Below are 14,389 nucleotides of genomic sequence, written 5' to 3'. Positions count from 1 at the left end.
CTCACTTGTCGTCGGCCTCGAACTGCTCGATCGGGCCGGTGGCGGTACGACTCACCTTGAACGTCAGGCCGGGGACCAGGGAGACGGTCTCACCGGTGACGGTGAAGGACACCATGCCTTCGGGACTGTTGTACGACGGTGGCGCGACATCGGCATGCTGCAACGACGTACCGCCGATCTGGGTCGCGTACGACTCGATGTCCGCGCGGACCTCCTCCCCCAGCCCGGTCGTGTACAGCTGGGGCTGGACCAGCCGGAGCCGGGAGACACCTTCCTGGGCAGCGTTCAGCGCGACCGATCGTCCGTACAACCAGAGGGCGGTCTGGATGGACACGAAGATCAGCGCAAGGATCGCCGGCGCCAGGATCGCCAGCTCGATCGAGCTGACACCCCGCTCCCGGCGTCTGCGCCACATCCTCTTCCACACCGAACGCATGGGTGCAACCGTCAGTTGCCGGTGTCGATTTCGGCGGTGTGCTTGCTGATGACGTTCTTCACCACGACGCCGATCGCCAGGGCGGCGACGACCAGGATCCCCGAGATGATCGCCCACTCCAGCGCGGACGCGCCCAGCTCGGTGTGCCCCTGCCGCGCCCGGGCCCGCTGGGCCTGCGCCCGTACCAGCGCGTACCGGGCCATCGCCCGCCAGAACATCAACTCCGAGGTCATCGGTTTGCCTTCCAGATCGTGAGGTCGAAGGAGGCCTCAGTATGCCTTGTACGACGGGCAACTCTGCCCTGTGGATCCCGTGCCCTCGTCATCGTTTTCCCTAACTCCCGAGGATGGCCATACCGGCCGGGAAGGCCAGGAAAAGGAAGAACGCCGAGATCATGACCAGCTGCGCAACCAGCATCGACTGAGAGCGCTCACCCGCCTTGCCTTCCACGTCGGCCAGCTCCTTACGCCGCAGCGATGCCGCCCGGGCGAGCAGCGACGAGCGGATCTTCGCGCCCTCGTCGCCGGCCAGTGCGAGCGCCGACGCGAGGTCGCGCAACTCCTCGACGCCGAGGTCCTCGCCGAGCAGCGCCATCGCGTCCCACGGCGTGATGCCGATCAGTCGCGCGTTCGCGAGCGCCTGCCGGATCCTGGCCATCGCCCAGTGGTCGCCGATCGTCGACGCGGTCATCAACGCCTCGGGCAGGCCGCGGCCGCCGGCCAGGTTCATCGCGACGAGGTCGAGGAAGCTGCCGACCACGTGCCGGAAGTCGCGGCGCCGCTTCTCCGCTTCCTGCCGCAACGCCAGGTCCGGCAGGAAGAACGCCAGCGTCATGAACGCCAGCGTAACGATCGCCGGCGCCACGCCCGGGGCGGAGAACCCGATGGCGGAGAACAGGAACAGCACGATCGGAACGAGGATCAACGCACCGAGCGCGAAGAACACCTTGGTGGCGAGCATCGCGGCGAACGGCTGGTTCATCACCGCGAGGTCGCGGCGGAGCTTGCCGAACGCCCAGCCGCGCGCGTTGGCTTCGGCCTCGAGCCGCCGGCCCAGGGTCTGCCGGGCCCGGTCCACGCCGCCGAGCACCCGCTCGCCGGCCGCGCTGGCCGTCGCGCCGCTGGTGTAGCCACCGCGGCCGGCGTCGATCCGGGCGATGGTCGACAGCACGTTCACCTGTGGCTTGATGAACAACCGCACCAGCAGGTACGCGCCAAGACCGACCAGGCCGCCGGTGATGAAGGCCCACGTCATCGGTCCACCACCTCCATCCGCTGATCGACGGCCCGACTGGTCCGCTGCGTCTCGCCGGCGCGGATCAGGAACCGCTCCGGAACCTCGATCTTGGCCAGCCGTCGCAGCCAGATCAGACCGAGCGCGTACAGCCCGATCACGACGGTCAACACGACCTGCCCGATGAAGCTGCGGTACGGCGCCATGTACGTCGGATTGAACAGCACCAGACCGGCCGCCATGACGAGCGTGATCGCGACGACCACCTGCACACTGCGCCGGGTGGATCGCCGTTCCGCCGCGACCTTTCGGCGTACGTCGAGTTCCTCGCGGGCCGAGTCCGCGAGCGCGCTCAGCACCTCACGCAGACCCGGTCCGCGCAGCCGGGCGTTGAGGACCAGGGCCGCGACGATCAGGTCGGCCGACGGGTCGTCCAGGTCGTCGGCGAACCGCATGAGTGCCGAGGGCAACGGTTCGCGGATGCGCAGCCGGTCGACCAGCAGGTTCAAGCCGGGCTTGATCGCCGGGGCCGCGTTCACGGCGGTGGCCGGGATCGCCTGTTCCAGGCCGACCGCACCCGCGATGGTGTCGCGCAAGGCTTCGGTCCAGGTGGCGAGGGCATCGAGGCGATCGATCGCCCGGCGTTCCTCACCGGTACCGCCGAAGAAGCGGTCGGCCATCGCCGCCAGCAGGGCCAAGGCGATGGCCAGGACCAGCCAGCGGGTGACCACCAGCACGATCAGACCGACGCCGAGGCCGGCACCCAGCCGGATCAGCATCCGGCGGCCGTCGGCGTTCGTGCGATGGAAGATCGACGGTGTCTCGTCCCGCGGCTCGGTGCCGCGGATCGCGACGATCAGCAGCATGACAGCGCCGCCCACCACGGCTCCGCACAGCAGCGACAGCAGGGTCTGGGTGCTCATCGGCTCACGCCCACGTTCCGTGCACGAGCGGCTGGTACCCGAAGTGCTCTAGCTCGTCCATGCAGGCGATCGGCGCGTGCGCGGCCGCGCGACCGTCCGGCCCGGGTGCGAACACCTCGCCGGACAGCACCCGGCCGTCCCAGCCGGTGACCTCGCGGACACTCTCGATGTAGCGGCTCAGCGTGCCACCGTGCTGGTAGTCGTTGTGTTTGCGGACGAACACGACAAAGTCGAGCGCGCCGGAGATCAGCATCTGGGTGGCGTCCATCGGCAGCCGCTCCCGGGCCTGGATCGCGTAGGTGCTGATCCGGTTGAACACCTCCATCGAGCTGTTCGAGTGGATCGTCGACAGCGAGCCGTCGTTGCCCTGGCTCATCGCGTTCAGCATCGTGACGATCTCGTCGCCGAGCACCTCGCCGACGATCACCCGGCTCGGGTTCATCCGCAGCGAGCGGCGGACCAGATCGGCCATGTCGACCTGGCCGACCCCTTCGGAGTTCGGCAGGCGCTCCTCGAACGCGACCACGTTCGGGTGCAGGTCCTTGAACTCGCCGAGGCCGAGCTCCAACGAGCGCTCGACCGTGATCAGCCGCTCGCTCGGGCCGATCTCGTTCGCGAGGGCACGCAGCAGCGTCGTCTTTCCGGAGTTGGTCGCACCCGCGATCATGATGTTCTTCCGGGCCCTGACCGCGGCCGCCAGGAACGAGCCGACATCGTCGGTCATGGTGCCGTTGGTGACCAGATCGCGGAGGAACACCCGGCCGAGCCGCGCCCGCCGGATCGACACCGCAGGACGCGACGTGACGCCCATGACGGCCGACAGCCGGGAGCCGTCCGGAAGCCGCAGGTCCAGCTGTGGGTTGGCCGTGTCGAACGGACGGCTGGTCAGGCCGGCATGGGCAGCCAGAACCTGAATCAGTTCGACCAGTTCGTCATCGCTCTCGGCGACCGCGCCCAGCATTTCCTCGCGGCCGTCGCCGTACTGGACGAAGACCTGGTCGCAGCCGTTGATGTCGATGTTCTCGACCTCGGGATCGTCGATCAGCGGCTGCAGCCGGCCGACACCGAACAGCGCCGAGTGGATCGCGCCGGCGATCTGGGCATCGTCGTCCGGGGTCGGCGGCGTCCGTCCCTCGGCAAGCTCGTAGCGGGCGTGGTCCTCGAGCACCTGGACGATGAGCGAGCGCGCGTACTCGCGCTCGTCGTCGGCGCTCATCGGCGCCACACCGTTGACCTGGTCGCGACGGCGTTGTTCGTTCAGCCGCTCCGCAACCTGCACCCGCAGCTTCCGGACCAGCTCCTGATCAGCGCTCATCGCAGATCACCGGGCAGCGGCGGGAACGCGGCCTCTGCCATGTCGAAGTCATGCGCCTGCGGCGACGAAACGATCGCTGCCATCTCCGCGGTGATGTCGGTCGCCGAACGGATCAGCGGTGTCTTCTCGAGCCGTCCGTGACCACGTCCGTCGAAGAACGCCGCACCGGCCGGGTCGTAGGCCAGGTGCCACCGGTGCCGCACCGGCACGGACATCGCGTCCAGCACGGTCCACACCTGCTTGACCCCGTCCCGGCGCTTCGGGTCGGCCACAACGATCACACCGAGCTGTGCGTCGACGTGGTGCACCAAAGACGAGAGTCGCTCGCGCAGGTGTGCAACCGAGGACCCAGTCGCCGTGCAGACCATCACCACGAGCCGCGCGGACTGAATGACCGGAAGTTGCGGCGACGAGGCACCGATCCGGCCACAGTCGGCCAGTACGTCGCCGTTCTGCATCTGATTGAACGTGATGCCGAGCGGATGCCACAGACCGCCCATGCCACCGACCTGCTCGGGCGAACGGACGCCGAGCAGTACGTCCAGCCCACCGTCGAGCTGTTGGCTGTGCGCAAGGATCACCTCGTCGCCCAGCCCCTTACGACTGGCGGCGGCCAGGCTGACCAGGCCGCGGTCGGAGTTGAGCGCCGTACCGCCCGGTCCGGTCATCCGGATCGCCACATCGCTACCAGCCGGGTCGCACTCGGCCATCAGCACCTGCCGCGGCCAGAGCGCACCGATGACCAGGCCTGCGGTGGTCACGCCGGGCGACCCCTTTGCGCTCGCAAAAGCCACCAGTGCCATCAGTTCGTCCCGTCGGTACGCGAGACCTCTGGCTTCGTGCTGACCGCGAGCTTCACCAGCGCCAGCGTCTTGGACGCCGCGGCCGCGGCAACGCTGGTCGACTTCTCGGTCGGAACCAGGACTGTCACGTTCAGGGTCGGAGTCGAGGTCGTCTTGTCGCCGGCGACAGCGCCGACGCTCGACGTGACTTCGGCCGCGCTGACCAAGGGCACGGCCGCGCCGCCGTCGCTGCTGGTGGGAACCTTGACGATCCGGACGATGTCACCGACGTCGATCCCGTCCGCCGGGGCCCGGCCGGCCTCCAGGGTGATGCCGACGAGTGCGCCGCTGGCGGGGATGGGGTTGTTGGTGTCCTTGGTGAAGTTCTGCGGGGTGACGAACTGGTCCTTGTAGAGCCAGGTCGTGGTGTAGTGGCCGATGTACTTACTCGCCTCCGACCACGGGATCAGACCACCGGTCGCGCCGGCCAGGTCGCCGCGGGACAGGTCCTTGGCCTCGAGCTTGTGGCCGGGCTCGAGGCTGTTGGCACCGATCGCGACGAAGTCTGATCGGTTTCCGCTGTTCAGCGCGATCAGGGCCGAGCCGGCGGCGCCGAGCAGGATCAGGATCACCGCCAGCGCGGCCAGCGCGGGCCGGCGCTCTCGGCTGCTGGGGAGGCGGGTAGGACCGCCAGCCGCCGATCGGCCCGCTCCGCGGGTGCCTTGGGGGGAAGTACGCGTGGAGGACGAGAGACTCACGCGCCTACCGTAATGGCAGCTAGGTGCCAACCGAGCCAGAAGGGCGGTGCCGTTACCGGCTCGCGACCCGGTCTCGTTCGAGAGTGGTCAGCAACTCGCTGAAGGCACCGGGTCCGCCGTACAACTGGTCTAGATAGTTGTACAGCCCCTGCAGCGCCCGTCCGAGCTCCCGCTGCCACTCCCCCAGCCGCTCCAGCTCGACGGCCAGCACACGTCCTTGGACCAATGTGACCGCGGCGTTAACTGGCTGCACCAGCCGCTCACCATCCGGATCCGGTACGACGGCAGGCCCGCGAACCCGCCGTACGACGTCTGCCAGCGCCGCCCGCTCCGCACCGGTATAGATCTGGTCGAACCCGTACCCGCCGTACAGCTCATCGAGGTAGTCGCACAGCGCCAGGAACAGCTCCACAGCGTCGTACTCCGGACCGTCCGAGGCCACGTGGCGCAGCTGCGCCACCATGCTCCGGGCCTCGAGCACGGTCCACTCCGATGAGCCCAACCGGTCGTCCATGCGGCGATCCTAGGTGGATACCCGGCGAAAATTGTTAACAGTTCGCGTGGTGCGAGTTGCTGGCGAGTAACCGATAGTTTGCTAAATTCCGTAACTAACAGGTCTTGGTGACAACTGGTGAGCACCAAGGCACGTAACGGGAGGGGTGGTTTTGCTGACCGCACCCGCAAATGCCGCCCCAACACCCGGCCGTACCCCGGCCGACCGAGCCCGGCTCGCGCTCGGTACCGCTCTCGGCATTGTCTTCCCCACCGCCGTCCCACTGCGCGACGGCCGGATCTGGCTGACCAGCAGGCGTGACCTGCTGGCGGTCGACGTCGTCCAGGCCCTGGAGGCCAAGCTCACCCGGCGAGCCGACGACCACGTGCGCGACGACCGGCTGCTGGCCGAAGCCGTCGCGTCCCTCGGCGCCGAGGTCGCCCGCGTGCGCGGCGCCTCCCTCGGTCTGGGTGCGGCCGCGGCCCTGGACCGGTTCCTCCATGCCCCAGGCGTGGACCAATCGAGGCGCGACGAAGCCCAGGCCCAGCTCCGTGTCGCCCTGGTCAACGCGGCCGCGGACTCCCCCGAAGCAGCCGCCCGCCTCAGGACCCTCCCGGGTACTCCGCAACCGGTCCGCCAGGCCGAGATTCGCTCCGCCTCGCAGGAGATCGGTCGCGACGCCCAACTCCTGGGTACGACGACGCCGTCCGGCCCGCCAGCACCGACCACGCGCGCACGCGCCCGCGTCGGCACCAGCCATCGCCGCGCGTCACGCCGTCAGACCGTCACCCGGGTAGCCCGCGGCACCGGACTCGTGACCGGGCCTGGTGGCCGTCCGAGTAACGCTCGACCCCTCGACCAGCGCACGGCACTCGCTGCCCTGGCACGGATGACGCAGGATGACCTTGGCTCGTCCCTCACCGCGCCACCGGTCGTGGACGAGCAAGGGCTCCAGGCCGTGGTGATGATGGCGGGCACCGACGTACCGCAGCACATCCGCGTCGAGATCGAGCCGACGGTCGGCGGCGTGGTCGCGCAGGGCCGACTCGGCACGGGCGATGCCAACCAGCCGCACATCCTGCGGATCTCACCCCAGCTCGACGACGAGCAGCTCCGGAGCGTCTGGACCCATCAGCTCTCGCTGATGACACAGCAGCTCGCTGCCGCTCGCGCCGAGCGGCCGGCCGGAGTCCTGGACCGACTGCGGTCCGCGTTCAGCACCGACCGGCAGGATCGAAGGCTGCGCGCAGACAACGCCGTTTACCAGTTGCTGGTCAACGACTGGCAGCAGGTGCGAGCGGCGACGTTCGCGTCGACTCATCAGCCCAATGAGCAGACGGCCGGCTCACGGCGGATGGCCGAGCTCGAACGCGACATCCAGGGCATGGCAAAGACGATCCGCCGCCGCAGCGGCCGCGAGCCCGCGCTCCCCTGGGTGGCGAATTCGATCGCGATGCCCGGTGCGTCCCAGGCAGGCTTCGCCGCCGGCCGCGCCCAGGCGGCGGCGATACCGGCACCGCGCACCCCGGCTCACCTCCGGCAGCAGGTCGTCGCGCAGATCGCAAAGCTGGAGGCGTCAGCGACGGATCTCGACACCAAGGCTGCCGCCAAGATGCAGGGCGCCGCAGAGGCGCGCGGGACGGCCGACGACAAGGAGTCGACGGCCAAGACCGAGGAGCGCGCGAAAGACGGCGCTGCCGCCGAGCGAGCTCGAGCGCTGCGTGCCGAAGCGGTCACCGCCCTCGCCATGGCGCAGCGGAACGAGCAGCTCGCCAGTGGCTACCGGGTGGCAGCGATCAGCGCCCGGCACGCACTGGACGGTTACCAGACCCTTCTGGCCGAGCTCGACGGCGGCGTGCCGGAGGGCCGGATCGCCGATCTCGCCAAGCAGGCCGGCCACCGGGTCGCGGCCTTCGAGTACAGCCTGGACTGGGCCTTCCCGGTCGAGGCCGCGCTCGAGACCGGCGTACCGACCGGCGAGACGCTGCAGCGGCCGAGGCAGGAGATCAACGCGGCGCTCGCCGCGCACGGCATCCAGGCCCGGATCGGTTCCGGGGCGGACCTGGCGATGCCGATGGCGGAGTACCGCCGGCTGCTCTCGGCCGACGGCATGACATACACGCTTGGAGGCGACGCGGACGACGCCCTCACCGAGGTCGCCGAGGTCCGGATCCGACTCCGGCCGCGGAACCTCACCGAGGTCGTCGACCACGACTATGCCCTGGCCGAGCAGAACAACGGAACGCTCGGCGAGGGCGGCATCAGTATCGCCACCACTGACACGCACGCGTCGAGTCTCACCGCCGGTTTCAACGGTGGCCCGCTCCTGGCGATGGCGGGCGTGCCGGTGTCGGTCCGCGGTGAAGCGTCGCGCAATCGCAGCCTGGCCGAGACCGGCGGCGCCAGCGCGTACGACCAGCACGGGTGGGTCGAGGTCGCCGGCGGCGAGTCCGTCCTGGCGGAGTTCGACGGCGAGCTCGAGATCGAGGTCCGCAAGTCCCCGACCGAGCCGTGGTCCGCCGTCGAAACCGTCGACATCGGTCGCCGGCTGAGCTGGGTCCCGAGTCCGTACTCGGTCAAGGCGACGACCGAAACGGTGTCGCTGGAAGAGCTCGGGCACGCCGCGGACTGCACCACCGAGTTCCCGCGGCACACCGTGACCAGGATCAATGGGCTGCAGAGCATCAACGACCGGCTGGTCGCGCAAGCCGAGGCAAGGTTCGGCGACCTCGACCGGACGAGCTACAACCAGATCAGTCAGCTCATCACCAAGGATCCGTACCGGTTGCTGCGCGATGCCGCCGCGCCGGGAGGCATCACCCGGCAGATCGGGGCCGGCGGCGAGCCGGACTACGAGCTGACCCTCGAGGTGGTGCCGATCTGGCGCGACGCCACGCTCGACGGTGAGTCGAGCCCCGAGATCGGGATGGAAGAGGTCCTGGTCGACTTCGCCGGTGCGAACGCGAGCCAGACGTACTCCGCTTCGCTCACCGGCACCGGAGCGCTCACCCTGCCCGTCCCCGGCGGACCGAGCGTTTCGGTCGGACGCAACGTCAGCCGCCAGGGCGGCCAGAACGTCAGTACGACGTCGATCGTGCCGTCGGTGCAGCGCTACAAGGGCCCGACCCAGGGTGTGTTGGTCGGCCTTCAGGTCAAGGCCTCCCTGCGGAAGGTCAGTGGTCGAGTCTCTGCGCCGATCGTCGTCGAGGGCACCTGCGAGGGCCGGCTCCGGGTCCCGGAGAACGATCTGCTCCGCACAGGCGCCCGGGCCGACAAGAACGCCGTACGGCGGAACCCGGACGACAGCCTGAAACTCGACCAGCAGGGCCGGGTCCTGCTGCGCGGCGACGGCAATCCGCCGGCTCCCAAGCAGGATCAGCATCTGCCGCCGTTCCACGGCATCGGCGCGAACAAGCTGCGCGGCCCCGGCACGGGCATGGTCCAGAACCTGCAGGGTGCCGACGACGCCCAGCGGCAGGCTCTGCTCGAGTTGAGCGACCTGGGACTGGTTCCGCCGCTCGACCCGGTCACGCTCAAGCCACAGTGGGGCAAGCGCGGCGGCGATCGGCTTCGTCGCGGCGCGCAGCAGCGGAACTACGAGCGGGTCCGGCAGGCGTTCCTCGCGCAGCGGATCGAGACCGGGATCAACCAGGCCGTCCAGGGCGGCCTGGTCGTGCCGCTGGACGAGGAGGCGATGGGCCGGACGCCACGGGTTCGCCCGTTCCGGCTGCTGGTCACCCCGGTCGCCGGCGGCGTCACGCCGGGCGGGACCACGGAGGACGAGACCGGCGTCGGTCTCGGTATCAGTTCGCGGGCGACCCAGCGAACCTCCGGACGCTCGAAGTCGGTGCCGGTCGGCGCAGGGGCCGGTGCCAGCGACGGACCGGGCAAGGGACTCCGGGGTCTGGCCGGCCGGATCGGCGGGCGGCTGAACCGCACCGCGCTCGGCCGGAGCGTCAGTTGGGCAACCGGCGGACGGGTCAACCGGGTCTGGCTGGCCGAGCCCACCGCGCCGCTGGACCGGCTCACGCAGGATGTCGAGATCACGTTCGCGGAGATCACCGACACTGGCGACGCCGAGCCGATCGCGACGGCGCCCGGCAGCTACGACGTCAAGTACGACAGCGCGCTCACCAGGGCCAAGGAGCCGGTGTTCGCGGCGGATCCGAAGGCGCCCGCGCAGGTCGCGCTCCGGCGCTCGATCGCGCTCGCGGTCGACGCGGGCGAACCGGCCGACCGGATCGCGAAGGCTGTGAGCGCTATCCGGACCGACTCGAGCGCGTTCCTGCAGCTGCACACGCAGCTCTCGCCGAACAGCCTGCTCTCGAACCCGGAGTGGATGAACGGCACCTTCGAGCTGCCGATGAGCGTCGTACCCGGCCCGAGGAACGTGACCCGCGCACGCGCGGACGGCACACTGCTGCCGCAGGAGTTCAAGGTCGTCATCCGCGGTGTTGCCGTCGACCGGACCTACGTCGCGACGAGTCAGCGGACCACCGGCGACATCAACTTCACGATGAGCGATGCCAGCTACACCTCCGGTACGAGCGTCTCCGGCGGTGTCGGTGTGGACGGGTCGCTCGGTCCGGCGCGGGCCGACGGCTCCAGCCGGTCGGGTGGGGTTTCGGTCGGCCGGACCGGCGGTACGTCGCAGTCCACGACCGAAGGCCAGACCACCGGTGAAGAGCGCCTGCTGATCAACACCGGTGCGCACTACGACTTCATCGACCGGCACAAGCTGGTCGCGGAGATCCACCAGAACGGCGAGGTCGTCCAGAAAATCGAGCTCGACGACGCGCTGGTCCACTCCACGATGGCCGAACGCCGGGCGCTCGAGCTCTACGCGAGCAACGAGCTCGACCTGCCGCTCGAGGTCGTCGCGGACGCCGCCGAGCGCTGGCAGACCGACCGGTTGGTGCTCAGCACCCAGACCGCCCGTGGTTTCGTCCGCCGGTACCGGCAGGACAAGCGCGGCGCTACGGACGGGTTGGCGGCCGAACACTCCGATGACGACCTGGCCGCGAAACTGCGCCGGCAGCTCCGGGCTCCTGAGTCGCAGGCCACGACCACGCAGGAACGTCTGCAGGAGCTGCTGTCCCAAGCCGATCAGATGGCGGACCGTCGCCGCCCGATGCACATGGCCGGCGGCTCGTACGACAACAGCCTCGGGTCTTCGCAGATCGAGTGGATCGCCCCCGAGGGCTTGCCGTCCGAGGAGGTCGACCTGCTCGGACTGATCGACCCGCAGATCGACGAGGTCTACCCGGAGGGTCGTCCGCAGAGCCTCCTGCTCGACGCCGCCCTGGACGTGAACCTGAGCAAGAGCGCGTTTCGGGGACGCCTCGAGGAGATGCTCGGCGTACGCGGCTACATCGGCTCGATCGAGGTGCCTGTCCAGGGTCAGGCGAAGCCCGACGTCCTGCTCCAGTTGGTCGACGCGCACTTCGAGGACGAGATCACGATCGAGGACGTCCCGCTGCTGCCGGACGGTACGCCGGACATCCCCCGGCTCGACGTCGTCGGTGCGATCCAGGCCTACAACTACAACCAGGTCGACAGCTCGGTCACGCATACGACGACCTACTCCGGCAGCGCCACGGCCGGCGGTGCCGGTGCCGACGGGGTGTCGGCGTCGGGGGGCGTGGGCACCGATCGGACCCGGCAGGACACTGCGGCCGACGGTCACCAGCACACCGGCATCGACCGGACCACCCTGATCAAGATGGCCATGACGAAGCGGTCACTGGTTTTCAGGACCCGGGTCGTCCGGCTGCACAACGCCGGGTCCGCCGAGCTGACGAGGCTGCGGTGGCAGCGCGGGGAGGTCGATCCGAGCGAGATCAAGTCGATCTCCGCGCCTCAGGAGCTGCGCGCGGAGTTGAGCGCGATCGTTCCGCACGAGTTGCTCAAGGACGGACCGGCACCCGCGGTCGAGGTCGGTGCGAGTCCGCCGGAGCATCGCCCGTTCCGGCTGCCGCAGAGCGCAGTCCCCGACCGGGCCGCGACGTACCTGGCGGGCGAGCCGCCCAGCGACCGGCTGTACGACCAGATCACCGGACACCTCGGCGAGCCTGCACAGCTCGGCCTGGCGGGTCTGGCCGAGTACGAGCGGATGATCAGCGACCGGCTGAAGGAGCCGGCGTTGAAGGCGAGATTCGGGCAACTGATGAGCGCGGGTGGGTACACGCTGCCGAAGCTGGCGGCGACCGGCAACAGCGCTACCCGGTTCGAGGTGACGATCCACGCCACGCCACTCATCTCCAAGCTCGAGGACGGCCTGGTCGAGGGGCAGGTCGGCACCTCCGAGCGAAGCCAGCACACCGTGTCGAACTCGTCGAGCGGCAACCACCTCGGGCCGGCGACTGTGACCGGTGGCTTCAACGCCGGTGTCGCCTCGGCGTCCGCCTCGTTCGGCGAGCAGGCCAAGGAGCAGTCGTCGAACGCGTACGGCACGCGGCTGGAGACGCTCAAGATCGAGGAAGGCCAGCTCGTCACGGTCCGGATCCCGGTCGAGTACACCGTGACCGTCGACGAGCTCGTCGACACGGGCCGCGGGGACCCCAAGCTCAAGGAACGGACCCAGTTGCCGAAGGTGGCCAAGGGCGAGTTCTACGTCAAGATGCTCAAACACGAGTACCTCGAAGGCCTCAGCCGGATGGAGGCCGGCGCCTCGAACGACGCCGTACTGGCTGGGATGCAGCTGCAGGCTGTGCCGCCGGACCTCGGCCCGGTGGAGGAGACGTCGGACTATCGGCAGGGCCTGACCGGGTTGGTCCATCAGCCGTACCAGCCGCTGCTGGACGCGGTCGACAAGGCCGTGGCCGAGGAGCGGGTCGTGGCGTTGCTGGTGCACGAGGTCAACGGGCCTGACCGCAAGTACTGGGCGTTCCCCAACGGCACGATGGCCGGCGAGCACGACGGTGGCTTCGCTTCAGCGGTGCTCAGCCTCGACCGGCGGCTCGTGTGGTGGGCCGAGAGCCATGACGTTCCGCTGCGGGACCTCTTCAACACGACGCCGCAGGACGGCAACTTCAGCGCCCGGGTGGCCGCCGCACTGGAGAAGCAGGGTGTGCCGGCCGCTGTCCTGAAGGGCCTGGACTACGCGACCACCAAGCGGCTGCTGTCGGCGCCGTCGAGCCATGAGGCGAACAGCGCCCTCAGCGCCGGCGCCAACCGAACCATCACGCCCTCCGGGCACGGCGGTGCCGGACAGTCGATGTGAGCCGGGGCGATATGGCGGCACCGGGTGATAGGGCGCCGGGTGATGGGGCACGGGGTGATGGGACGACGAGAGGGGGCGGGGTGGCGTTCGCGGTGGCGCGCACTCGGGACGAGGCGCAGTTGTACCTGGAGCTGCGTCCTTGTCCGGACTGCGGCTCGATCGATACACCCTGGGAGCACGCGATCATCGAGGTCGATGGTGAGCTGACGATCAGCTACGCCGGGATCTGCGCGGGCTGCCAGGCTGAACGCGAGTACCTGTTCGGGTTGCCGGCCCACGAGACCAGGGTCGATGGTTGGCCGACGTTCGGCGGTCCGGAGCCGTCCGAGCTGCTCGACGCAGGTGAGTGGATGGATGTGGCGGAGCGGGCCGCGTCGGCGGTGCCCTTGGGTGCGGCCGAGGCGGGTAGGGTTCTGAGCGTCGCACGGGCGGCGCTCGACGAGGTGATCAAGTTCGTGCCCGCCGGGCAGGACGCCGTACCGGAGGACGAGTTCTGGACGCCTGCGGGCCGGGAGGTCCGGGACGCGGATCCAGGACGGTTCCGGCTCGAGCGGTTGCTGCTGGTCCGCGACAGCTATGACAACCAGGCGCGAGAAACAGGAGCGAGATAAGCGATGCTGACCGCGAGGACGCTGGCCGAGGCGCAGATCTATGTGAGCCTGACGACGGCGGCCGATCCGGCCGCGCCGGCGATCGAGCCACCGCAGCCCGAGCCCGGCGAGAACCTCACGGAGGGCCAGGATGCCTGGACCTACACCACGTCCGCGGGCGAGCTGACGATCCCGTACGCCAGCGAGGACGCCGCCCGCCGAGTGGGCGCGCACTTCGGCCTCGGTGTGTCAGAGCTGGTCGACGCCGCCCAGTGGGCGATGGTCGCCGCGACGTTCGCCCGGCGCGCGCTGGACGCCGACCTCGCCTACAACGGCGAGCCCGGCGACGCCCGCCGCGTGGTCGAGGCGAACTGGGAGTTCGCCGCCGACGCAGTCGCCGAGGCGCTCAAGTTCCTCCCCGATGGTGCGAACGACGCCCCCGCGGCAGCGGTCTGGACCCCCTCCGGCACCGAAGCCCGCACCAACGACCCCTACCTCCTGACCCGAGCCAAGCTGACCGACGACCTCCAAACCTATCGAGGCACCCTCAACGACTTCCGTGCCCTCTACGGCCCGGCGTGACACTGTTAGCAAGAATGAGACATTAGGGGTCACAACCGTGGCCGTCTGTTAACCG

11 protein-coding genes are annotated in these 14,389 nt (G+C 69.5%); 3 read left to right on the top strand and 8 right to left on the bottom strand.

Features of this window, described 5'->3' with window-relative positions:
- Position 1: 1 nt before the first annotated feature.
- The 8 genes from ACWF4Z_RS01175 to ACWF4Z_RS01140 form a co-directional block, all read right to left on the bottom strand.
- Positions 2 to 415 carry a TadE/TadG family type IV pilus assembly protein gene (locus tag ACWF4Z_RS01175; RefSeq protein WP_452240878.1) on the bottom strand — a complete coding sequence of 138 codons (414 nt, stop codon included), beginning with the start codon at positions 413 to 415 and terminating at the stop codon, positions 2 to 4.
- 32 nt (positions 416 to 447) lie between these two features.
- Positions 448 to 669, bottom strand: coding sequence for a hypothetical protein (locus ACWF4Z_RS01170; RefSeq protein ID WP_452240877.1), 222 nt, complete (start codon positions 667 to 669; stop codon positions 448 to 450).
- A gap of 100 nt (positions 670 to 769) precedes the next feature.
- Complete coding sequence (locus tag ACWF4Z_RS01165) at positions 770 to 1,690, bottom strand: type II secretion system F family protein (RefSeq protein WP_452240876.1); 921 nt, start codon at positions 1,688 to 1,690, stop codon at positions 770 to 772.
- Complete coding sequence (locus ACWF4Z_RS01160; RefSeq protein ID WP_452240875.1) at positions 1,687 to 2,592, bottom strand: type II secretion system F family protein; 906 nt, start codon at positions 2,590 to 2,592, stop codon at positions 1,687 to 1,689. The genes ACWF4Z_RS01165 and ACWF4Z_RS01160 overlap by 4 nt, the downstream gene beginning before the upstream one ends.
- Positions 2,593 to 2,596: 4 nt before the next feature.
- Positions 2,597 to 3,907 carry a CpaF family protein gene (locus ACWF4Z_RS01155; protein WP_452240874.1) on the bottom strand — a complete coding sequence of 437 codons (1,311 nt, stop codon included), beginning with the start codon at positions 3,905 to 3,907 and terminating at the stop codon, positions 2,597 to 2,599.
- On the bottom strand, positions 3,904 to 4,668 hold the full coding sequence (locus ACWF4Z_RS01150; protein WP_452240873.1) for a hypothetical protein: 765 nt from the start codon (positions 4,666 to 4,668) through the stop codon (positions 3,904 to 3,906). Before ACWF4Z_RS01150 ends, ACWF4Z_RS01155 begins: the two co-directional genes overlap by 4 nt.
- A gap of 41 nt (positions 4,669 to 4,709) precedes the next feature.
- Complete coding sequence (locus ACWF4Z_RS01145; RefSeq protein WP_452240872.1) at positions 4,710 to 5,447, bottom strand: hypothetical protein; 738 nt, start codon at positions 5,445 to 5,447, stop codon at positions 4,710 to 4,712.
- A gap of 52 nt (positions 5,448 to 5,499) precedes the next feature.
- Positions 5,500 to 5,961, bottom strand: a complete 462-nt coding sequence (locus ACWF4Z_RS01140; RefSeq protein WP_452240871.1) for a hypothetical protein — start codon at positions 5,959 to 5,961, stop codon at positions 5,500 to 5,502.
- 145 nt (positions 5,962 to 6,106) lie between these two features.
- Here ACWF4Z_RS01140 and ACWF4Z_RS01135 point away from each other — a divergent pair, with 145 nt between their 5' ends.
- From ACWF4Z_RS01135 to ACWF4Z_RS01125, 3 genes are all read left to right on the top strand, one after another.
- On the top strand, positions 6,107 to 13,162 hold the full coding sequence (locus ACWF4Z_RS01135) for a hypothetical protein (RefSeq protein WP_452240870.1): 7,056 nt from the start codon (positions 6,107 to 6,109) through the stop codon (positions 13,160 to 13,162).
- 92 nt (positions 13,163 to 13,254) lie between these two features.
- Entirely contained in the window at positions 13,255 to 13,773 is a 519-nt protein-coding gene (locus tag ACWF4Z_RS01130) for a hypothetical protein (protein WP_452240869.1), read from the top strand.
- A gap of 3 nt (positions 13,774 to 13,776) precedes the next feature.
- Entirely contained in the window at positions 13,777 to 14,334 is a 558-nt protein-coding gene (locus tag ACWF4Z_RS01125; protein WP_452240868.1) for a hypothetical protein, read from the top strand.
- The last annotated feature ends 55 nt before the right edge of the window (positions 14,335 to 14,389 follow it).

The organism is Kribbella sp. NPDC055071, assembly GCF_053608045.1.
The sequence above is the reverse complement of the archived record's forward strand: the minus strand, read 5'-3'. Positions and strand labels throughout refer to the sequence as shown.

Excerpts from the sequence above, each read along its gene's own strand:
- ACWF4Z_RS01175 (WP_452240878.1), bottom strand. The coding sequence starts at position 415 with ATGTGGCGCAGACGCCGGGAGCGGGGTGTCAGCTCGATCGAGCTGGCG.
- ACWF4Z_RS01170 (WP_452240877.1), bottom strand. The coding sequence starts at position 669 with ATGACCTCGGAGTTGATGTTCTGGCGGGCGATGGCCCGGTACGCGCTG.
- ACWF4Z_RS01165 (WP_452240876.1), bottom strand. The coding sequence starts at position 1,690 with ATGACGTGGGCCTTCATCACCGGCGGCCTGGTCGGTCTTGGCGCGTAC.
- ACWF4Z_RS01160 (WP_452240875.1), bottom strand. The coding sequence starts at position 2,592 with ATGAGCACCCAGACCCTGCTGTCGCTGCTGTGCGGAGCCGTGGTGGGC.
- ACWF4Z_RS01155 (WP_452240874.1), bottom strand. The coding sequence starts at position 3,907 with ATGAGCGCTGATCAGGAGCTGGTCCGGAAGCTGCGGGTGCAGGTTGCG.
- ACWF4Z_RS01140 (WP_452240871.1), bottom strand. The coding sequence starts at position 5,961 with ATGGACGACCGGTTGGGCTCATCGGAGTGGACCGTGCTCGAGGCCCGG.
- ACWF4Z_RS01125 (WP_452240868.1), top strand. The coding sequence starts at position 13,777 with ATGCTGACCGCGAGGACGCTGGCCGAGGCGCAGATCTATGTGAGCCTG.